General features: G+C 67.5%; 23 protein-coding genes and 1 pseudogene. 11 read left to right on the top strand and 13 right to left on the bottom strand.

The window, feature by feature from the left end:
- The first annotated feature begins 83 nt into the window (after positions 1-83).
- The 4 genes from M8859_RS03630 (at position 84) to M8859_RS03615 (ending at position 3,514) form a co-directional block, all read left to right on the top strand.
- On the top strand, positions 84-497 hold the full coding sequence (locus tag M8859_RS03630) for an ArsR/SmtB family transcription factor (RefSeq protein WP_249643813.1): 414 nt from the start codon (positions 84-86) through the stop codon (positions 495-497).
- Positions 497-2,467: a heavy metal translocating P-type ATPase gene (locus tag M8859_RS03625; protein ID WP_249643812.1), complete on the top strand. Its 1,971-nt coding sequence runs from the start codon at positions 497-499 to the stop codon at positions 2,465-2,467. Before M8859_RS03630 ends, M8859_RS03625 begins: the two co-directional genes overlap by 1 nt.
- Entirely contained in the window at positions 2,464-2,958 is a 495-nt protein-coding gene (gene lspA, locus M8859_RS03620; RefSeq protein WP_249643811.1) for a signal peptidase II, read from the top strand. The genes M8859_RS03625 and lspA overlap by 4 nt, the downstream gene beginning before the upstream one ends.
- 178 nt (positions 2,959-3,136) lie before the next feature.
- Positions 3,137-3,514, top strand: coding sequence for a hypothetical protein (locus tag M8859_RS03615; protein ID WP_249643810.1), 378 nt, complete (start codon positions 3,137-3,139; stop codon positions 3,512-3,514).
- Between the two features lie 5 nt (positions 3,515-3,519).
- Here the strand turns inward: M8859_RS03615 and M8859_RS03610 are convergent, their stop codons facing one another.
- The 3 genes from M8859_RS03610 to M8859_RS03600 all read right to left on the bottom strand — a co-directional run bounded on the left by M8859_RS03610 (position 3,520) and on the right by M8859_RS03600 (position 5,378).
- Entirely contained in the window at positions 3,520-3,741 is a 222-nt protein-coding gene (locus tag M8859_RS03610; RefSeq protein WP_249643809.1) for a cation transporter, read from the bottom strand.
- 17 nt (positions 3,742-3,758) lie between these two features.
- A complete protein-coding gene (locus tag M8859_RS37185) occupies positions 3,759-4,844 on the bottom strand; it encodes an urease accessory protein UreH domain-containing protein (protein WP_249643808.1) in 1,086 nt (361 codons plus the stop codon).
- A 93-nt stretch (positions 4,845-4,937) separates the two neighbouring features.
- Positions 4,938-5,378, bottom strand: coding sequence for a hypothetical protein (locus M8859_RS03600; RefSeq protein WP_249643807.1), 441 nt, complete (start codon positions 5,376-5,378; stop codon positions 4,938-4,940).
- An 80-nt stretch (positions 5,379-5,458) separates the two neighbouring features.
- On the opposite strand from M8859_RS03600, the pseudogene M8859_RS37490 reads away from it, so the two are divergent.
- Positions 5,459-6,234 (top strand): annotated as a pseudogene (locus M8859_RS37490) (tRNA-dependent cyclodipeptide synthase).
- Here M8859_RS37490 and M8859_RS03585 read toward each other — a convergent pair.
- Positions 6,219-6,635 carry a heavy metal-responsive transcriptional regulator gene (locus M8859_RS03585; RefSeq protein ID WP_249643804.1) on the bottom strand — a complete coding sequence of 139 codons (417 nt, stop codon included), beginning with the start codon at positions 6,633-6,635 and terminating at the stop codon, positions 6,219-6,221. The pseudogene M8859_RS37490 and the gene M8859_RS03585 overlap by 16 nt on opposite strands.
- A 127-nt stretch (positions 6,636-6,762) precedes the next feature.
- Between M8859_RS03585 and M8859_RS03580 the strand changes: the two genes are divergently transcribed.
- From M8859_RS03580 to M8859_RS03560, 5 genes are all read left to right on the top strand, one after another.
- On the top strand, positions 6,763-6,969 hold the full coding sequence (locus M8859_RS03580) for a heavy-metal-associated domain-containing protein (RefSeq protein WP_249643803.1): 207 nt from the start codon (positions 6,763-6,765) through the stop codon (positions 6,967-6,969).
- 52 nt (positions 6,970-7,021) lie between these two features.
- A complete protein-coding gene (locus tag M8859_RS03575; RefSeq protein ID WP_249643802.1) occupies positions 7,022-9,505 on the top strand; it encodes a heavy metal translocating P-type ATPase in 2,484 nt (827 codons plus the stop codon).
- Between the two features lie 157 nt (positions 9,506-9,662).
- Positions 9,663-9,863, top strand: a complete 201-nt coding sequence (locus M8859_RS03570) for a hypothetical protein (RefSeq protein ID WP_249643801.1) — start codon at positions 9,663-9,665, stop codon at positions 9,861-9,863.
- Positions 9,863-10,063, top strand: a complete 201-nt coding sequence (locus M8859_RS03565; RefSeq protein ID WP_249643800.1) for a hypothetical protein — start codon at positions 9,863-9,865, stop codon at positions 10,061-10,063. The genes M8859_RS03570 and M8859_RS03565 overlap by 1 nt, the downstream gene beginning before the upstream one ends.
- A gap of 5 nt (positions 10,064-10,068) precedes the next feature.
- The gene (locus M8859_RS03560; protein WP_249643799.1) at positions 10,069-10,446 is read left to right on the top strand and encodes a DUF1707 SHOCT-like domain-containing protein; all 378 of its coding nucleotides are present in this window, start codon (positions 10,069-10,071) and stop codon (positions 10,444-10,446) included.
- Between the two features lie 77 nt (positions 10,447-10,523).
- Here the strand turns inward: M8859_RS03560 and M8859_RS03555 are convergent, their stop codons facing one another.
- The 4 genes from M8859_RS03555 to M8859_RS03540 all read right to left on the bottom strand — a co-directional run bounded on the left by M8859_RS03555 (position 10,524) and on the right by M8859_RS03540 (position 13,746).
- Entirely contained in the window at positions 10,524-10,928 is a 405-nt protein-coding gene (locus tag M8859_RS03555) for a DUF302 domain-containing protein (protein ID WP_249643798.1), read from the bottom strand.
- Between the two features lie 29 nt (positions 10,929-10,957).
- Complete coding sequence (locus tag M8859_RS03550) at positions 10,958-11,200, bottom strand: YgaP family membrane protein (RefSeq protein ID WP_249643797.1); 243 nt, start codon at positions 11,198-11,200, stop codon at positions 10,958-10,960.
- 50 nt (positions 11,201-11,250) lie between these two features.
- Positions 11,251-11,517: a metal-sensitive transcriptional regulator gene (locus M8859_RS03545; RefSeq protein WP_249643909.1), complete on the bottom strand. Its 267-nt coding sequence runs from the start codon at positions 11,515-11,517 to the stop codon at positions 11,251-11,253.
- A 66-nt stretch (positions 11,518-11,583) separates the two neighbouring features.
- Positions 11,584-13,746: an MMPL family transporter gene (locus tag M8859_RS03540; protein ID WP_249643796.1), complete on the bottom strand. Its 2,163-nt coding sequence runs from the start codon at positions 13,744-13,746 to the stop codon at positions 11,584-11,586.
- Positions 13,747-14,214: 468 nt separating this feature from the next.
- On the opposite strand from M8859_RS03540, the gene M8859_RS03535 reads away from it, so the two are divergent.
- The gene (locus tag M8859_RS03535) at positions 14,215-14,850 is read left to right on the top strand and encodes a class I SAM-dependent methyltransferase (protein WP_249643795.1); all 636 of its coding nucleotides are present in this window, start codon (positions 14,215-14,217) and stop codon (positions 14,848-14,850) included.
- Between the two features lie 9 nt (positions 14,851-14,859).
- Here M8859_RS03535 and M8859_RS37915 read toward each other — a convergent pair whose 3' ends face one another.
- From M8859_RS37915 to M8859_RS03510, 5 genes are all read right to left on the bottom strand, one after another.
- Positions 14,860-15,501, bottom strand: a complete 642-nt coding sequence (locus M8859_RS37915; protein ID WP_504928412.1) for an Nramp family divalent metal transporter — start codon at positions 15,499-15,501, stop codon at positions 14,860-14,862.
- Between the two features lie 198 nt (positions 15,502-15,699).
- Positions 15,700-15,978, bottom strand: coding sequence for a DUF3703 domain-containing protein (locus M8859_RS03525; RefSeq protein WP_372492851.1), 279 nt, complete (start codon positions 15,976-15,978; stop codon positions 15,700-15,702).
- 25 nt (positions 15,979-16,003) lie between these two features.
- A complete protein-coding gene (locus M8859_RS03520) occupies positions 16,004-16,234 on the bottom strand; it encodes a hypothetical protein (RefSeq protein ID WP_249643794.1) in 231 nt (76 codons plus the stop codon).
- A 316-nt stretch (positions 16,235-16,550) separates the two neighbouring features.
- Positions 16,551-18,737: a copper-translocating P-type ATPase gene (locus M8859_RS03515; protein WP_372492838.1), complete on the bottom strand. Its 2,187-nt coding sequence runs from the start codon at positions 18,735-18,737 to the stop codon at positions 16,551-16,553.
- A 58-nt stretch (positions 18,738-18,795) separates the two neighbouring features.
- Positions 18,796-19,437: a DUF305 domain-containing protein gene (locus M8859_RS03510; protein WP_249643793.1), complete on the bottom strand. Its 642-nt coding sequence runs from the start codon at positions 19,435-19,437 to the stop codon at positions 18,796-18,798.
- Positions 19,438-19,496: the final 59 nt, after the last annotated feature.

Below are 19,496 nucleotides of genomic sequence, written 5' to 3'. Positions count from 1 at the left end.
TCCTCCCGAGTGAAAAAGAATCGATTGTGATCGTTGTCATCAACTATTGCCGATCAATCTGGTTCGTAGGCTATCATCGGGTCATGTCGATGAAAAGCCCTTCGGTCGACGCGTCGGCGCGCCACGAGCTCGCCGGTGCGGTGGCCCTGTTCCACAGCCTGTCCGACCCCACCCGGCTGGCGATCGCGCGCCACCTTGCCCACGGTGAGGCCCGCGTGGTCGATCTGACCCGTGCGCTCGAGCTGCCGCAGTCCACGGTGTCCTCGCACCTGGCCTGTCTGCGTGACTGTCAGCTGATCACCGGACGCCCCGAAGGCCGCCAGGTCTTCTACGCCCTGGCGCGCCCGGAACTGCTGGACCTGTTCGCCGCGGCCGAGACCCTGCTGGCCGCCACGGGCGAGGCGGTCGCGCTGTGCCCCAACTACGGCACCCCCGCCCCGACCACCCCCGCGATCGAGACCCCGATGACGAGCATTGATTCGAAGGAGAACGCCTGATGAGCGACGCCTGTGGCTGCGGCCACGACGAACCGACCACCGGCGAAGACGCCGAAGAACACGAACCCGAAAAGTTCTGGCAGGTCGACGAACTGCGCTGGGCGGCTGTGTCCGGTGTGTTCCTGGTGGCGTCCTGGATCCTCGGCTGGACCGGCGGACCCGACCTCGCGGCGACCGTGCTGCAGTGGGCGGCACTGCTGGCCGGCGCCTACACCTTCGTCCCGAACACTCTCAAACGACTGGCCCGGGGCAAGATCGGTGTCGGCACCCTGATGACCATCGCCGCGATCGGTGCCGTCGCGCTGGGTGAGGTCGGCGAGGCCGCGATGCTGGCGTTCCTGTTCTCGGTCAGCGAGGGCCTCGAGGAGTACTCGATCGCGCGGACCCGCCGCGGGCTGCGCGCCTTGCTCGGGCTCGTCCCCGACACCGCGACCGTGCTGCGCGGGGGCACCGAAACCACCGTCCATCCCAGCGAATTGCGCATCGGGGACCGGATGCTGGTCAAACCCGGTGAACGCCTCGCCACCGACGGCCTCATCACCTCCGGGCGCACCGCGCTGGACGTTTCCGCGATCACCGGTGAGTCCGTGCCCACCGAGGCCGGACCCGGTGATGAGGTGTTCGCCGGTTCCATCAACGGCACCGGCGTGCTCGAGGTCGAGGTCACCACCACCGCCGCCGACAACTCCCTGGCGCGGATCGTGAAGATCGTCGAGGCCGAGCAGTCCCGCAAGGGCGCGGGCCAACGCCTGGCCGACCGTATCGCCAAACCGTTGGTGCCCGGCATCATGATCGCCGCCGCGCTCATCGCCGGAATCGGCGCCCTGCTCGGGGATCCCGTGGTGTGGATCGAACGCGCGCTGGTCGTCCTGGTGGCCGCCTCCCCGTGCGCGCTGGCAATCTCCGTACCGGTGACCGTCGTGGCCGCGATCGGCGCGGCCAGCAAGCTCGGTGTGCTCATCAAGGGCGGTGCGGCGCTGGAAGCGCTCGGCGCGGTCCGTACCGTCGCGCTCGATAAGACCGGCACACTGACCGCCAACCGGCCGGTGGTCATCGACGTCGCCACCATCGACGGCGTCACCCGCGAGCACGTGCTCACTGTCGCCGCCGCATTGGAGGCGCGCAGCGAACATCCTCTCGCCGCAGCGATCCTCGCCGCCGTCGACGACGTCGACGCTGCCACCGACGTCGAGGCAGTCACCGGCGCCGGACTCACCGGTCGCCTCGACGACCGCTCGGTCCGGCTGGGCCGTCCGGGCTGGCTGGACGCGGGCACGCTGGCCGCCGAGGTGACCCGTATGCAGGCCGCCGGGGCGACGGCCGTCTTGGTCGAGGACGACGGCCGTGTCATCGGGGCGGTCGCTGTGCGTGACGAACTGCGCCCCGAAGCCGCTGAGGTCATCTCCCGGCTGCGTGGCGACGGCTACCAGGTCGCCATGCTCACCGGTGACAACCACACCACCGCAACAGCGTTGGCCACCGAGGTCGGCATCGACGACGTATATGCCGAACTGCGCCCCGAGGACAAGGCACGCTTGATCGAGAAACTGCGCGCCCAGCGCCCGACCGCCATGGTCGGCGACGGCGTCAACGACGCCCCGGCCCTGGCCACCGCCGACCTCGGTATCGCCATGGGCGCCATGGGCACCGACGTCGCCATCGAAACCGCCGATGTCGCGCTCATGGGCGAAGACCTGCGCCACCTGCCCCAAGCGTTCGGTCACGCCCGCCACGCCCGAGCCATCATGCTGCAGAACGTCGGCCTGTCGTTGGGGTTGATCATTATCCTCATCCCGCTGGCCCTGTTCGGCATCCTGGGCCTGGCCGCCGTGGTGCTGGTGCACGAACTCGCCGAGATCGTCGTCATCGCCAACGGCGTGCGCGCCGGACGCACGAAGCAACTGGCAACAACTCCCGCCGGCCGGTCGGCACCCTTGCCAGAGCCTGCGACGGCGGGAACATCGGCGTGACAACGGCCGCGCGAACACTGACGGCTCGAACGCGCCTGACCGCGGCGGCCGCCGTGGTGGCGGTGCTGGCCGCGCTCGACCTGGGCCTGAAAGCCTGGGCCGAGCGCGGCCTCACCGGGGACCGCAGCGTCGACCTGCCGGTAATCCAGTTGCGGTTGGCTCACAATCCCGGCATCGCCTTCAGCCTCGGCGATGCCTTGCCCGCCGCCGTCCTGCTCACCGGTATCGGCGCGATCATCCTCGCGCTCGCCATCGCCACGTGGCGCGCCACCCGCCACACCATTTCGCTACCGTGGCCACCGCTGGCGGTGATCCTGGCGGGAGCGATCGCCAATTTCCTCGACCGCGCCACCGACGGGGTCGTCACCGACTACCTGCACACCGGCTGGTGGCCCACCTTCAACCTCGCCGACACCTACATCATCTGCGGCGCAGCCGTACTGGTCCTGCTCAGCCTTCGCCCGGAACGCGCACGGCAACCAGCATTGTGAGCGACAACGACGACCGCGCGCGCAACCCGCCTGGGGCGTCGCTACCTACCGGTGCCGGGCGCGCGAGCACCGCGCCCGGCAGCTGGCAGGGCGCGGTCACCGTCCAACCTGGCCCAGAAATCCTGAAGCTGCCCGAGCCGCAAAGTAAGGTGTTCGAATCGGCGGTAGCGTGAGTGCAGTGAACACGAAGGCCGAACGACGGGCTGCCCGTGAGCAGGTCGCCGCTTACCACGAGGCGCGGCAGGGTGAGTTGGTCGCCGCCGTGGGAGAAGCGGTGGACCGGTTCCGGACCGGAGAGCTGGGTGCCTTCGAGGTCGATGAGGTGATCCACCAATACCATCGGGCAGCACGGCAGCTGTGGGTGTTCTGCGATCAGTCAGGCGCACATGCCGTCGTGGGCGCCGTGTCGGGTCATTGGCTAGAGGTTGCGGTGTCGACACGGTGGCGTCGCGCTGTCCGGGTTCTGGTGGTGGCCGCGGTGTTGGTGCTGTGGGTCCGTCAGCAGGTCGAGGCGGACCTGCTGACGGACCGGTGGCCGCCGGGTGCGGTGACCTGAAGGGTTCAGGACACGAGAGTCGCTGTGTAGCCCAACTTTTCGATGGCCTCGATGACCTCGGCGAGGGTTGTCGAGCCGGTGTCGAGTTCGACCGCAGTGCGGCCCTTTTTCATGGTTGTCTGCGTGTTGCGGACGCCGGGTAAGTCGTCGAGGGTGTCGTCGACGAGTAGTGCGCAGCTGGCGCAGTGCATGCCTTCGACGCGGAATTCGTGTGTGCTGGTGGTCATCTCTGTTCGTGGTCCTTTCAGGCGATGATGATGATGCCGGAGTACATGCCCATCCCGCAGGTGTAGTCGAGCCTTCCCGGCTCGAGTACGCCGAGGTCGACGCGGGTCTCACCCTTGACCGGCAGAACCTTCTCGATTCCCCGGTCGGGGATGACCAGGTATCGGACGCAGCCGGATGCGTTGTCCGACTTGATCACCAGTGTCGTCGGTATCCCGGCGGTGGCTTCGATGTTGTGGGGGCTGTAGGAACCGGTGCGGGCAGTGATCGTCACCGTTTGCGCGCCGTCGACGACCGTGGCGGCCGCCGCGTCCGGAACGGGGCCCGCCGGTCCGAGCGCAGCGGTGATCCGGCTGGCCGCGAGCGGGGAACCGGCGAGTTCGAGTCCGCCGTTGAGGGTGTAGAAACCCATGGCGAGCACGACCAGGCCGGTGGCCAGGGCGAGCCGTCCGCGCCATGCGGTCGCGGCGACGCGGGCGGCGTATCCCAGGAGCGCGAACAGCGGTCCGGTGCCGAGTACGAACACCGCCATGGTTGCCGCGCCCTGCAGCGGTGAGCCGGAGGCGAGTGCGAGCGCGGCAACCGACAGGGTTACCCCGCACGGGATGAGGAGGGTGGCCAGGCCGAGGAGCGCGGGCGCGAGGGCCGCCTGGGAGCGGGCCTGGTTGCGGACCAGCTGTGTCCAGGCGGCGGGTGGTTCGATCACGATGCGGCGGAAGCCGGGGACGCCGAGTTGGGCGAGTGCGAAGGTCACGATCAGCAGCCCGGCGCCGATCTGCAGCCAGGTGCGCATCCCGAGGGACAGTTGGACGGCACCGCCGAGCGTTCCGAGGAGGGCGCCGAACAGTGTGTGGGACAAGAGTTTTCCGGCGAGGAATCCGCCGACGGGGGCGAGGTCGTCGGCCAATTGGGTCGACCATCGGGCGGGTCCGGCCGCAGCGGCGCTGTCGTTCCCGGTGGAGGTTGTGGGTGCGAGTGCGTCGACGGTTTCGTTGGTGGTGGTGCGTTGTCGGCTGATCAAGCCGGTCAGGAGGCCGCCCTGGACGGCGGCGCACGAGATGCCACCGGCGAACAGGCCGGTGGTGAGGATGGCAAAGAGATTCACAAAGGCTCCTGGAATGCAAAGGTGGACATAGGAAGACGCGCAGGACCACCGACCGGTCCGCGGTAAGGGCCGGGATGGGGGCCTTGGTTTCTCCTATGTCCGGAGCACGCAGAGCTGCGCGAGAGTGGGCGCTCTCGGTGACGCCGCTCGGGCCGCGCGTGTGGGCCCAGCCCGGATCGGGCAGACCAGCACGGCCGAAGTTTGCCGCAGGCGCAGCGTCGAGATCGCCAACCAGGTGAGGACCACGACCATGCAGGCGGCAAGTATTCCGCCGAGAGTCATCGGTTCGCCGACCGCATCGCCGACCGTCTTCACCGCGGGCAGTGTGCCAGCAACCAGCTGATCCATCTGGTCAGCAGCGCCGCCGGTTGTCTGCGCGGATTGCATTATCGAATGCGTCATCGACATGGGCGCTGACATTGCGGGCATGCCGTCCTCGCACTGGAGTCCGTGCGCCAGCGCGATTCCCCCGAGCGCCGCCAACACCACGAGCAGTCGCGCGCATACGGTGCGCGAGGGCAAGGTGGCGGTCACCCCGCCGATAGTACTAACCGACTACGGAGCGTGTAGTAGGAGGCGGGGTCTTGCGCATCCGGGCTTGACCTTCCCCTTCGGTGGAAGGTTCATTCTGTGGGCGACATCGCGCCGCCGAACCCGCCCGGTCCTGGTGGTGCCGAATTGGTGATCCACCGAAAGGCCCGCCCTTGTCCTTCCACGTGCAGCCGCTGTCGATCCATTGTCACGCGCCGGTGGCGCGCCGAGCGCATGCTTGTTTCGGGATCAGCCCGTTCAACAGCTACTTCACCACCGACCGGATCATCGATCTGGCCCGCTGGGGTTTCGCCGAGTTCGACGCGGCGCACTTCTTCGTCCCTGACCTGCCCGCGGCACACACCCTGGAAGCGCTGGGATATCCGCCGCAGCGGGCCGCGCACAAGGCGCGCCGCCAGGGACAGTATGTGCGCAACAAGATCGCGCGGGCGCTCACCGACGTGGGTGTGAGCGATCCGCAGCGACTGATCCTCGGCTGGTCGGAACTCGATGCGAATCCGCGATACCGGCACCTGCTCGACCAGGCGCAGAGGCTGTTCGACCATGCCCAGGACTTCCGGGCGAGTGCTTGGAAGCGTCCCGGTGGGTGCTGGAGAACCGGCTTCCGGCGGGCAGCGCGGCGACCGATGATCAACTGCGCTGCGCCGTGCGATACCTGCTCGCCGAGCTCCCGTTGTTCACCGACACCGGCGGCATCGTCGGTGTCGAGTCGTCGGTGTTCTGCTACCACCAGGGCATCGGGTTTCTGCAGCGGTTCTACCGCGGTGAGCTGGCCTGGAAGCCCGCCGAAGGCCAAGGCTTCGGTGTGCTCACCGAACTGGCCTACGCAGAAGGCTGAGCGTCGGATTCCAGGATCCAGCACACGGCGGCCTGGTCATGTTCGGTGGCGGTGGGCCCGCGCCGGGCGGTGGCCAGCAGGGATTCGAGGTGAGTTTCGAGGGTGATGAGTTCGGCGATCTGGGCTCGCACCTGATCCAGGCGCGAGCTGAGGATCTGTTCGACATGGCCGCAGGGTGTGTCGCCGTGGTCGACGATGGTCAGCACCTGGCGGGCTGCGGCGAGGGAGAGCCCGGCGGCCTGGGCGCGGCGGATGAACTGCAACCGGGCGATGTGGTCGTCGCTGTAGTCCCGGTAGCCGCCCGGGGTCCGGGCGGGTTTGGGCATGAGCCCCTCCTGCTCGTAGAAGCGGATGGTCTTGGCGGTGAGACCGCTGGCCGTGGCCAGTTCACCGATTCTCATCACACCTCCCGTATCGCAGTTGAAATCCGTGCACATTCGCCCTTGACATTCCATCGTACTGGAAGGTTCATGATGGTGTCAGAGCTCGCCGAACACGCGAGCGCAGCGATCTCCGAAGGGAGTGGCGATGAGTGAAGCCACCTACACGGTGCGTGGCATGACCTGCGGGCATTGCGCGAATTCGGTCACGCGGGAACTGCTGAGCGTCGCCGGCGTGCGCGGTGTCGATGTCGACGTGGACTCCGGCAGGGTCGTGGTCACCAGCGAGGGACCGGTGGGCGAGGACGAGGTGCGGGCGGCCGTGACCGAGGCCGGTTTCGAGTTGGTCGGCTGATGCTCGACCGCCGAAAGCGAAGCGCAACCATTGAGCACGGCGAGGATGACAGATGAGTGAGGTCACCGACCAGCCGCCTGCCGGTGTGCGGCAGGTGGAGCTGTCGATCGCGGGGATGACGTGTGCGTCGTGCCCGCCGCGGATCGAACGCAGGCTGGCCAAGCTCGACGGTGTGACAGCGACGGTGAACTTCGCGACCGGCAAGGCCAAGGTCAGCTACCCCGAGACGGTGCCGGAGTCGGATTTGATCGACGCGGTCGCCGAGGCCGGCTACACGGCGACGATCCCAAGGTCGCAGACGGCTGCGGTTCCCTGCGGGGCTGATGACGTCGACGAGTACGACGAGCACACGCGCTCGGTGCGGCAGCGGATGCTCGTTTCGCTCGTGCTGGCGGTGCCGGTGACGGTGCTGGCGATGGTGCCGCCGCTGCAGTTCACCAACTGGCAGTGGTTGTCGCTGACCTTGGCCGCACCGGTGGTGGTGTGGGGCGCGTGGCCGTTCCATCGCGCGGCCTGGGCGAACCTCAAACACGCCACCGCCACCATGGACACCCTGATCTCGGTGGGAGTACTCGCCGCGTTCGGCTGGTCACTGTTCGCACTGTTCCTCGGCGACGCCGGAACTCCGGGTCTGCGGCACAGCTTCTCACTCACCGTGGAACGCGGAATGGCCGGACAGAACATCTACCTGGAAGTAGCCGCGGTCCTGACCACGGCGATCCTGGCGGGCCGGTTCTTCGAAGCCCGAGCCCGCCGCCGGGTAGGTGCGGCGTTGCGGGCGCTGCTGGAGCTGGGCGCGAAAGACGTCGCCGTCCTGCGCGATGGCCGCGAGGAGCGGATCCCGATCGACCAGCTGGGCGTCGGTGACCGATTCGTGGTGCGACCCGGTGAGAAGATCGCCACCGACGGTGTGGTCTCCGACGGCAATTCCGCGGTCGATGCCAGCATGCTGACCGGTGAGTCGATGCCGGTGGAGGTCGGCCCCGGTGATCCGGTGGTCGGCGCCACGGTCAACGCGGGCGGCCGTCTCGTGGTGCGCGCGACCCGAATCGGCGCGGACACCCAGCTGGCGCAGATGGCGAAGCTGGTCGAGGAGGCGCAGAACGGCAAAGCGCAGGTCCAGCGCCTCGCTGACCGGGTGTCCGCGGTGTTCGTGCCGATCGTCATCGCCCTCGCGATCGGCACCCTGCTGATCTGGTTCGCGGTCGGCGCCGGGGTGGCGTTCGCGTTCAGCACGGCGGTCGCCGTATTGATCATCGCGTGCCCGTGTGGTCTCGGATTGGCCACGCCCACAGCGCTTTTGGTCGGCACCGGACGGGCCGCGCAGCTCGGCATCCTGATCAAGGGCCCGGAGGTACTGGAATCGACCCGCCGCATCGACACCGTAGTCTTGGACAAGACCGGCACCGTCACCACCGGCAAAATGACCCTCCTTCAGGTCCATGCGGGGGCCGAGGTCGACGAGACCGAAGTCCTGCGGCTGGCTGGAGCGCTGGAAGATGCGTCCGAACATCCGATCGCCAGGGCCATCGCCAGCGGCGCCGCCGAACGAGTCGGTGCACTGCCCGCCGTGGCGGACTTCGCGAATCTCGAGGGCCTCGGAGTGCAGGGCACCGCCGACGGCCGCGCCGTGCTGGTAGGCCGCACGACCCTGCTCGGGCAACGCGGCATCGAACTTCCGGCCGGCCTGCGGGCGGTCAAGGAGCGTGCCGAGTCCCAGGGACGTACCGCGGTCGTCGTCGCGTGGGAGGGCACCGCCCAGGCAGTGCTGGTCGTCGCCGATACCGTCAAACCGACTTCGGCGCAGGCGGTTCGCGGGTTGCGCGCGCTCGGGCTGCGACCGGTCCTGCTCACCGGTGACAACAGCACCGCCGCGCGGGCGATCGCCGCCGAGGTCGGCATTACCGAGGTGATCGCCGAGGTACTGCCCAAGGACAAGGTCGACATCGTCAAGCAACTGCAAGACGAGGGCCGGGTCGTGGCGATGGTCGGCGACGGCGTCAACGACGCCGCCGCGCTCGCCCGAGCCGACCTCGGGCTGGCCATGGGCACCGGCACCGACGTCGCCATCGAAGCCTCGGACCTGACCCTGGTCCGTGGTGATTTGATGGCGGCAGTCGACGCGATCCGGTTGGCGCGCCGAACCCTGCGTACTATCAAGGGCAATCTGTTCTGGGCCTTCGCCTACAACGTCGCCGCGCTGCCACTGGCCGCGATCGGGCTGCTGAACCCGCTCATCGCCGGCTCGGCGATGGCTTTCTCCAGCGTGTTCGTGGTCTCGAACAGCTTGCGACTGCGGCGATTCCGCGCCACAACCACCTCCGAGCCGCCTTCGGCCGTCGATGCTCGTGGCGATGTTCGCCCTGGTGCGGCTCGGCACGGTAACAGTCGCCCCCTCGGGGACAGCGAGCGAACAGAACTCGAGCGACTGCGCGCCACGAACGCGGTCCTGGCCAAGGAACGCGACGTACTCGCCCGCGCCATCGTGCTCGCCCTCGGCAAAAGCCAAGAGCAGCAACAAGACCAGGCTCGGTAGACGAGCCGGAACAAATGAACACCCGACAAAGGAGACAAACAAATGGCACCGAACATGATGGCGAACCTGGCGTCCTGGTGGAACTGCCAGCTGATGATGCTAGGCCTGGCGGAATGCGGCATGTGTCCCAAGATGCCCCAGTAGCAGGAGATTTGCGATGGAATCACTCCTTGTCACCCTCGCCGTGCTGGCCTGCCCCGTCGGCATGGGCCTGATGATGTGGTTCATGATGCGCGGTCCGGGAATGCGCACCCACGACGACCGCGCGGCCGACGATGCCGCGAAGCAGGAAATCGCCCGGATGCGCGCGGAAGTCCAGCAGCTCAAGGCCGAGCGACGCGAGGGCAAGGTGCTGTGATGTCGACCTGGCTCGCGGCCGCACTGGCGGCGGCCGCGGTGACGCTCACCTATTTCTGCTGTATCCGGCCGATGCGCCGTGGCAGCTGCCGGATGGGTGCGAAACCGGCAGGCGTCGAGGGTGAACTCGCCGAGCCGCGTGCAGAGCTACGGTCGCTACGCGATCAGGACGGCACCGAATCACCCAGCGAGAGTAGATGAGACAGGTGACCGAACCCTACCGCGCGCGGCCATGGGTACGTGCGGGTGACGGCGACCGGGAGCGGGTGGCCGCCCACCTGCAGGCCGAGGTCGGCACCGGTCGGTTGACGCTCGCGGAGTACACCGACCGTCTCGACGCGGCCTACCGCGCGAAAACCATCGGTGAACTCAGCGACCTGACCAGCGATCTGCCGGCCGCGAACGCATCGGCGAAACCGCACCGCAACCGCTCCCGGGCTTCGGTGATCGCCGCGTCGGCCGCGGCCGGAGTGCTCGCCGTGCTCACCCTCGGATTCGTCGCGGGCTCACCCGCTGGGGCGCTCAGCGACATGGCCGAGCACATGGACACCATGACCTCGCAGATGGGGCCGGCATGCCACTGAACAGCATCCGGCCGGCCCACGCCCCGAGCCCCCTGAGCGATGCCAGGGGCCACATTGGCCCACGGGGAAGGGCGTGGTCAGGCGTTGCGGTCGAGAGTTTCGAGTGCGGCAGTCAAGCGGGCGGTGGCCTCCGCGGCGACGGGACGCAGTTGCGGGTCGCTGGTGACTTCGACCATGAGGTCGGGGTTCATGGCTTCGACGAGGATCAGGTCGGTGTCGTCGGGATCGCAACGCACCACGACGTTGCAAGGCAGCAAGAGGCCGATCTGGCGGTCGATGCCGACGGCCCGGTGCGCCAGCGGTGGGTTGCAGGCGCCCAGGATGCGGTAGTCCTCCATCTCGTGGCCGAGTTTGGCCTTCAACGTGGCTGCCATATCGATATCGGTGAGCACACCGAATCCTTGCTCGGACAGCGCAGCACGCACAGCCTCCACGGCATCGTCGAAGCCGATACGCAGTGTGGTCGACAGGGCGAATTTCATCACGAGCTACCTTTCGTCGGCGTGAGAGGTCAAGTACGGGCCGGTGGGCAGGCGCCGGAGGCGATACCGGCGCGGCGCATGAGCAGCGTGGCCGGGCACCAGCCCACCGCGCTGTAGAGCAGCAGGTTGGCGCCGACGAGCGCCGGCACGATCAGCCACCACGCCGATATCGTGGCGGCCGCCGCGGTGCCGGCCAGGACCAGGGTCCCGGCCAGCAGTGGCACCAACCGGGCGATGGTCCAGTCGCGACGGTTCAGCAGTGAGGTCGACATGGATCTCTCTTTCTCGGATCTGCCCTCCGGCCGGGCTGGGGTGACCGCGGTCAGGCGAGGGCGAGGAACAGTTTTTCGAGGTCGGCCACGGTCAACGGGTCGCCGGATTCCTTCGATTCATCGAGGCATTCCCGTAGCCCGGTGGCCAGTATCTTGAATCCGGCCCGGTCCAGGGCGCGCGAGACCGCGGCGAGTTGGGTGACCACGTCTTTGCAGTCACGGCCCTGCTCGATCATGGTGATCACTCCGGCGAGCTGACCGTGCGCCCGGCGCAGCCGGTTGAGAACCTGGGTGATGCTGTCTTCGTCGCCGACCACGGCGTCCTCCTTCATAGCCTTCCGAACAACCCACAATACCCCCCTGGGGTATACATATCGGGCCTGTTAGTGATGGGCGAAACTGATCCGTGGCAGGACCCGGCGTAGCCAGGCTGGTGACCACCAGGCCGCCCGGCCGGTGAGCCGCAGGATGACCGGTAGCAGGACCAGCCGCACGATCAGGGCATCCAGCAAGACCGCGACACCGAGGATGATGCCCATTTCCTTCGGCGGCAGCGGTTCGGCGAGGGCGAAGGTGAAGAACACCGCGACCATGACCGCCGCCGCCGCGAAGATGACCCGCCCGGAATTGGCCAGCCCCTCCACCGCCGCGGTCCGAGCATCGCCGCTGCGTTCGAACTGTTCTTTCGCGCTGGCCAGCAGGAACACGGTGTAGTCCATCGCGATCGCGAAGATCATGGCGAAGAAGAACACCGGACCCCACCCGTCGAGAAATCCTTGGGGAGTGAAGCCGAGCAGCCCGGCGCCGTGGCCGTCCTGGAAGATCAGCTTCGCCACCCCGAACGCCGCGGCGGTAGAGCCGAGGCTGACCAGGGTCCCCAGCGCGGCGATCAGCGGGGCCTGCAACGCGACCAGCAGCAACACGAACCCCAGCACCAAAATCACCGAGACAACGATCGGCAGGTAGTCGTTCAATGCCTGCTGCAGATCCAGGTTCTCCGCGGGCGCGCCGCCGACCAGGGCTCGGTCGGGCAACCGTTCCCGCAGCTCGTTCAGCACCGTGCCCATGCGCTCGTCGGAGGGGTCGGTGGCGGGCAAGGCCTGCATCATGACCCACCCGGAATCGTCACTGGCCGGTTGGGCGGGTGTCACCATCGCGATCCCCGCACCCGCGGCCGCCTCGGCGGTGCGGTCGGCCTGCCCGGCAGGGGCGATGATCTGCAGTGCCCCGGGCGCACCGTCACCGAGCTGGCGCTGGACCAGCTCATAGCCTTGCCGCACCGGCGCCTGCTCGGGCACCACCTGGATCGAGGGCATCGCGACCTTCAACCCGAGAACCGGCAGCGCCAGCACGATCAACAGCCCCGCGCCCGCGATCGCGAACGGCCACGGACGTTCGTGCAGCAACTGCCCCCACCGGGCGAATCGTGGAGAGCGGTGCTGCTGACGGGTCGCGTACGGCAACGCCGCCGCGTTGATCCGTTTGCCGAGCGCGCCGAGCGCGGCCGGCAGTAATGTCAGCGTCGCGGCCAGAACGAACACGACCGCGAGCATGATCCCCACCGCCATCGTGCGCACCGCCGGCGCCGGCACCAGCAACACTGCCGACAGGCTCACCAGCACAGTCAAACCCGACAACACCACAGCCTTACCCGCGGTGGTCATCGTCTCGGCGACCGCTCGCCGCGCATCAGCGGTCTTGCCCAACGCATCACGGAACCGGGCCACCATGAACAGCGCATAGTCGATACCCAGCGCGAGAGCGAACATCATCGCGAAGTTCATCGCCCACACCGAAATCGGGGTCACCTGATTCAGCAACACCAGCCCACCGGCCGAAGCCACCAACCCGGCCACGGTCAACAACAGCGGCAAACCCGCCGCGACCAGCGAACCGAACGCCAGCACCATGATCAACAGCGTGACCGGCCACGAAAACAGCTCCGCCTGGATCATCGCGTCGTGATTGGCCTCGTTGAAATCACTCCACAACGCCGAAGCCCCCGTCGGATACACCTCGACACCCTCGCCCGAGAGCGCCGTCAGCGCCGCTTTGTGTTCGTCGACAGCCCGGACCATGCCATCGGCCGAGGCGTTCGCCCCCGCGATCAGAATGCCGGTATGCCCGTCCGGGCTGATCGTCATCCCCGGCTGCGGGTCGATCACCTGCCCGAACCGGGAATCACCGGCGAATACCGTCGACACCTCGTCCAGCACCGTCTGCATCTGCGGATCGGAGAGCTGTGCGGTATCGGAATGCACCACCACCTGCACGGCTGCCGAGGAATTGCCGCCGAAATGCTGCTGCGCCAACTCCCGGACCTGCACCGATTCCGAACCGTTGGCCTGCCACCCCGCACCGGCCAACGAACTGAACACAGCGGGCGCCGCAGCACCCAGCGCGACCAGCACCACCAGCCACACCCCGAACACCACCCGCGCACGACCGGCCATCACAGATCCCAGCCGCGCGAGCACCCCCGCCCTCGTCTGACCGGGGCTAGCCGTAGCCGTACTCGGCGGCCGGTCCGTCGTCGTCTCCGTCATGTTCTCTGCCCTCCCAGCCTGCGCCAGTCCTGCGTTCCTGATACCCCCGGGGGTATCAACCATCGGCGTCCAAGATATACCCCCCTGGGTATTAGTGAAATAGGACCCTCGCCACAGCGGGGGACCGGACGCCGGAGAAAGAGGCAAGCGCCGTCCGCCGAGAAACCCCCGATTCCGCCACGGCTTCCCTGGGGCCGTCGCCCGCCGTGATGGAGTTGCTACATGGCGATGTGCTCACCCGGCCGCGCGCATGCACGGTGATCACGGTCGGCGGAGTTCCCGGCGATGGTGTTGTGGTGATCCCGGCCCGGGGCGTTCGGTGCCCTGGGTGCGGCGCTGACCGCAATCCGCGCCACTGCGGTGCTGGCGCAGGGATGCGGTGGCATACCCGGGTCCATGTCAGTGGCCTGCGATATTTCGGGGTTCACCCTGATGCGTGAGCCCCGGCCGGCTGGTTGAGTTTGTGTCATGTCCGGTGACGCAACCAACGGTGAACTGGACCGTGTGGAGAGGATTTTCGATCGCCTCGCGGCCGGCTACGACCGGCAGATCGGCTGGTCGGAACGCCTGCTACTCGGTGATGCCCGCCAGTGGGCGATCGGAGAAGCCCGCGGGGAAGTGGTCGAGATCGGTGTGGGCAGCGGGTTGAACCTGCCGCTTTATGGTGCCGGTGTCACGCGAGTGATCGGTGTGGAGTTGTCCGAGCGGATGCTCGATCTCGCGCGCGCCCGGTCGGCGGCGGTGCCGGTGGAGTTGCGTCAGGGTGATGCCCAACAGCTCGATCTTCCTGCGGCGTCGGCGGATTCGGTGGTCTCGACCTACACGTTCTGCACGATCCCCGATCCGGGCGCCGCCGCAGCGGCGGCGTGGCGGGTACTACGCCCGGGCGGTGTCTTCGTCGCGGTCGAGCACGGCCCAGCCCGTGCTCGACCGATCGCGGCGGCGATGCGAACGCTGGAGCCGCTCGCGGTACGGTTCGCCGCGGACTACCTGACCAGGGAACCGGTCGGCTACCTCACCGCCGCGGGATTCACCATCGAGCACTACGCCCGCACCGGTCGCGGCGGTGTCGTGTTCCGCGTCCTGGCCCGCAAATCCGAATAGGGCCGCAGTTCAGGCGGGCTGGATGCACCTGTCTAACGAGCAGTGCCCGGGTCGGGCCGGAGCAGCCCTACGCCGCGCACGGCCACTCGACTGGATAGTGGGATTCCGGGATGTCGCGCCACGTTGGGACTGGGCATCCGTGAGTACTGCGGTGATTGGCTCGTTCCGGTATCGGCTTGATCGGTGAAGGCGCCACAATCCGCCGCGCGCCACCACGGTCACGCTGGTCGCGGGCTGGACCGAGCTGTCACTGGCGTACTGGCGCATCGACACGATGCCTGTGATGACCCCGCCCACGATGAGGGGTAGATCGAACAACAGCTTCAAGGCGATCGCCCCGCCCACCACTTCGGCGAGATCGGTTGCCATCGCGACGGTTTCGGCCTGTGCCCAGTACGCAAGCCGCACCGGAGTACTCGCCCGCTCCCGCACCATCTCCGGAAGCGTGCGGCCCGTGACCAGCCCCAACTTCGCGGAAAGGAATTGGACCAGCCCGGCCATCGCATTCGCTGCCACGATCACCCACACCAGCAGGTAGCCGAACTGTGCGCCTGCGCTGATGTTGGACGCGACGTTGCCGGGATCGACATACGCGATCGCCGCGACGAACGCCGGCCCGAGAAGTGCTGCTGTCGAACGGGCTCGGGTCAGTGGCGGTCGCCGCGACGCGAGGCGGGTCGTACTCGTTCCGCAATTCTACGGCCAACCAAACTTTCTTATTCATGTAAACGAAAACCTCGCGAAGGTGGTGCTCTGAGATCGGTGATCCGCTCGATCGCACCACCCAGCACGGCTGTCCACTGCGGTCAAGGCAGGCGAACCGTGTCAGTGTCCAGCAAGGCCGCGAGATCAGGTGGGGCGGAATGGGCTGGCGAATTCCGACGCAGGCACGGCCGGTGTTTCCCTCTGGTAGCGGCCCGTCAGGGATCCGGCCGCGGCGACAATGACCCGCACGACCTGGCCGAACGCTTCGCGACGGTCGTGTTGCCCGACCGTGAGGGCGAATATCGCAACGTGATTGCGAGTGTGCAGCCACCGGTCCTGAGACGGGATGCGCGCCAGTTCGAGATGTGCCCGGGTGGGATGGTGGTCGACCGGCGGTCCGCATTTCTTCGTGGTGAGAGGCACGCGCTGCTGGCCGAAGCTCGTTCGTTTATGTGAGTTCAACGTGGCTGAGTAGGCCGGTGACGCCGTCGAATCCGATCAACAGGTCGCCGTTGGTGGCCAAGGTGTGGAAGTTCACTTGTCCGATCAGGGATTTACGTGTCCCGGTGTGGCCGCCGGCGCTGCTTTCGGTCAGTCCAGGGGATTCGGTGCTGTGCTCAATAACCGGGTGCCCGGAGGTGAACAGGTGATCGGCGCCCGGGACGCTGGTGAGTCCCATGTAGTCGTCATCCGAGGTGCCGATCTTGGTGGTGCGCCCGTCTGCGGCGAGAGCGAACAGGTCGGTGTGGGTGCCGGCCAGGACTGTTCCGCGGCCAGGTGTAGACCGTGCAGATGTCCAGTGGGGGTGTCAACTTCACACCCGGGACCGAAGCCGAGGCCGGTGTGGCCGGGATCGGTGAGGCGGCAGGTTGTTCGGTGGTGGAACAGCCTTGCGGGCACAGTGAGGGCTGCCAGGGCAACGAAGGTGCGCGGCCGGGGACGCCGGGATGAACTCTGCATCGGGGCAGGAAAGTCGTTCTCGGATCGATGGGCGGTCAGACGTGGGTCAGGTGGGCAGGGTCGAGATCGAGGTTGCGCAGCAGTTGGGCGTTGAGCGCGACGACGATGGTGGATATCGACATGAGCACCGCGGCGACGGCGGGAGAGATCGCGATACCGGCGAAGGCCAGCACACCCGCGGCCAGCGGAACGGCAATGACGTTGTAGCCGGTGGCCCAGAGCAGGTTCTGCCACATTTTCCGGTAGCTGGCGTGGGACAGTTCGATGATCGACAGCACCGCGCGGGGGTCGTTCGCGGCGAGGACGACTCCGGCGGACTCGATGGCGACATCGGTACCCGCGCCGATCGCCACCCCGACATCGGCGCGGGCCAGCGCGGGAGCATCGTTGACACCGTCACCCACCATCGCGACCTTGTGCCCGCGGTTGTGCAATTCGGTGACCTTCGCGTCTTTGTGTTCGGGCAGTACTTCGGCGAACACCTCGTCGATTCCGAGGTCGGCGGCGACGGCGTCGGCGACCTGACGGGCGTCGCCGGTGATCATCGCGACTTTGACGCCGCGGGCGTGCAACGCGTCGATGGCGCGGCGGGATTCGTCGCGGACGGCGTCTTCGAGGGCGACGGCGCCGAGCACACGATCACCGTGGACGATGTGCAGCACCGAGGCGCCGCGTTGTACCCAGCCGTGGGTGACGGTGGTGACATCGTCGGGTACCGGCAGCCCGGAATCGGCGAGCATGGCCGGACCACCGACGGTGACCTCGGTGCCGGCGACCCGGGCGCGTACCCCGCGGCCGGGCAGCGAACGGAAATCGCCGGCGGTCAGCTGTTCCGACTCCGGGACGCGGGTTTCGGCTGCGGCCACGATGGCCCGCGCGAGGGGGTGTTCGCTATCGGCTTCGACGGCCGCGGCGAGCGCGAGCAGATGCTCTTCGCTCGTACCGGTGGTGGCGGTGAGCCCGGTGAGCTGGTGGCGGCCCTGGGTCAGGGTGCCGGTTTTGTCGAACAGCACGACATCGACGGTGCGCATGTGTTCGAGCGCGAGTCGGTCTTTGACTAGTACTCCGGCTTTTGCGGCGCGTTCGGTGGAGATCGCGATGACCAGCGGGATCGCCAGGCCCAGGGCGTGGGGACAGGCGATGACGAGGACGGTCACCGTGCGCACCACCGCCTCGTCGAGATTGCCGAGCAACGCCCAGATCACGAAAGTCAGTACACCGGTGCCGGCGGCGAAATAGAACAGGAATGCGGCGGCTTTGTCCGCCAGCGCCTGGGCGCGGGAGGAGGAGGCTTGGGCGTCGGCGACCATGCGCTGGATACCGGCCAGGGCGGTGTCCTCGCCGATCGCGGTGATCCGCACCCGCAGGGCGCTGTCGGTGGCGACGGTGCCGGCGACCACGGTCTCGCCGATATCGCGGCTCACGGTTTTCGACTCACCGGTGATCATCGATTCGTCGACCTCGGCGCGGCCGTCGGTGACAGTGCCGTCGGCGGGTACCCGCGCCCCGGCACGCACCAGAACCAGGTCACCACGGGACAGCTCGGTCAGCGGCACCTCGGCGATACCGTCATCGCTGATTTTCTCTGCGGTATCGGGCAGCATCGCGGCCAGGGCGTCGAGTGCCCCGGACGCCGAACCCAGCGCCCGCATCTCCAGCCAGTGCCCCAGCAACATGATGACGATGAGCAGGGCCAGTTCCCACCAGAAGTCCAGCTCGAACCCGCCGATCCCGAGCGTGGTGACCCAGGAAGCGACGAACGCGACCGTGATCGCCATGGCGATCAGCAGCATCATCCCGGGCCGGCGGGAACGTAGCTCGGTCCAGCCGCCGGTGAGGAACGGCATCCCGCCGTAGACAAAGATCACCGTGCCCAGGACCGGCGGGATCCACGAGGCACCGGGGAATTCCGGCAGGTGGTAGCCCAGCAGTTCGGCGACCATATGGCTGAACCCGACTACCGGCACCGACAGGATCAGGCTGATCCAGAACCGGCGGCGGAACATTTCCCTGTGTGTCCCGTGCCCGGCATGCCGATCATGCTCACCGCCCTCCCCGTGTCCGGGATGGTCGTCGTGCCCGACGTGGGCGAGGTGTTCGCCGTGGCCGGCGTGCCGGTCCTGAGTATCTGGTGGTGGGTTTTGTGCGGACATGCCGTGGTCGTGCCCAGTGGGCGCCGGCGCCGGGGCCGGGTTGGGGTGCCGGTGCTCGGGATGCGACATCGAGAGGCCTCCTGCCTGGTCGGGGCGCTGCGGTAACGGGCCAGAGCGGCTACAGCGGCTACAGGGTGGTCAGCAGTTGGCGCATGGTGTCGATTTCTTGCTGCTGGGTGTCGACGATCGTGCGGGCCATCTGGACGGCATCGGGGAACTGTCCGTCCTCGATTTCGGTTTGTGCCATGTCGATGGCGCCTTCGTGGTGGGCGATCATCTGGTTGAGGAACAGTTGGGCGGCCTCGGTGCCTTGCGCGTCGGACAGGGCCTGCATGTCCTCTTCGCTCATCATCCCTTCCATTCCTTCCGTCTCGGGTATGTCGTGACCGGGCATAGCGCTGGGGCTGGGCATCTGAGTGGGTTCGCCCCATTGGCCGAGCCAGGTGGTCAGCTGGTCGATTTCTGGGCCCTGGGCGGCTTTGATCTGGTTTGCCAGGGCGGTCACCGGTTCGGGAATGCCTTGTTTGGCCAGGATCATGTCGCTCATCTCGATGGCCTGGGTGTGATGCGGGATCATCATTTGCGCGAACATCACATCGGCATCGTTGTGGGCTGCGGTGTCCTCGGCGGCCGGGGTTGTTGCCGATATCGCGGCGCTCGGGGTTGTGGCGGTGGTGGTGTCGGTGTCGGAGTCGCCGCAGGCGGCCGCGGTGAATGTCACCGCGAGCGCGGTGGCGCCGATGGCGAGGGTCTTTTTGGTTTTGTTCATGAGTAGATCCTTTCCTCGAAGAGTCGCAGAACAGGTGAACCAGCGGTCGGGCTCGGCCC

This window comes from Nocardia sputi, from assembly GCF_023501985.1.
The sequence above is the reverse complement of the archived record's forward strand: the minus strand, read 5'-3'. Positions and strand labels throughout refer to the sequence as shown.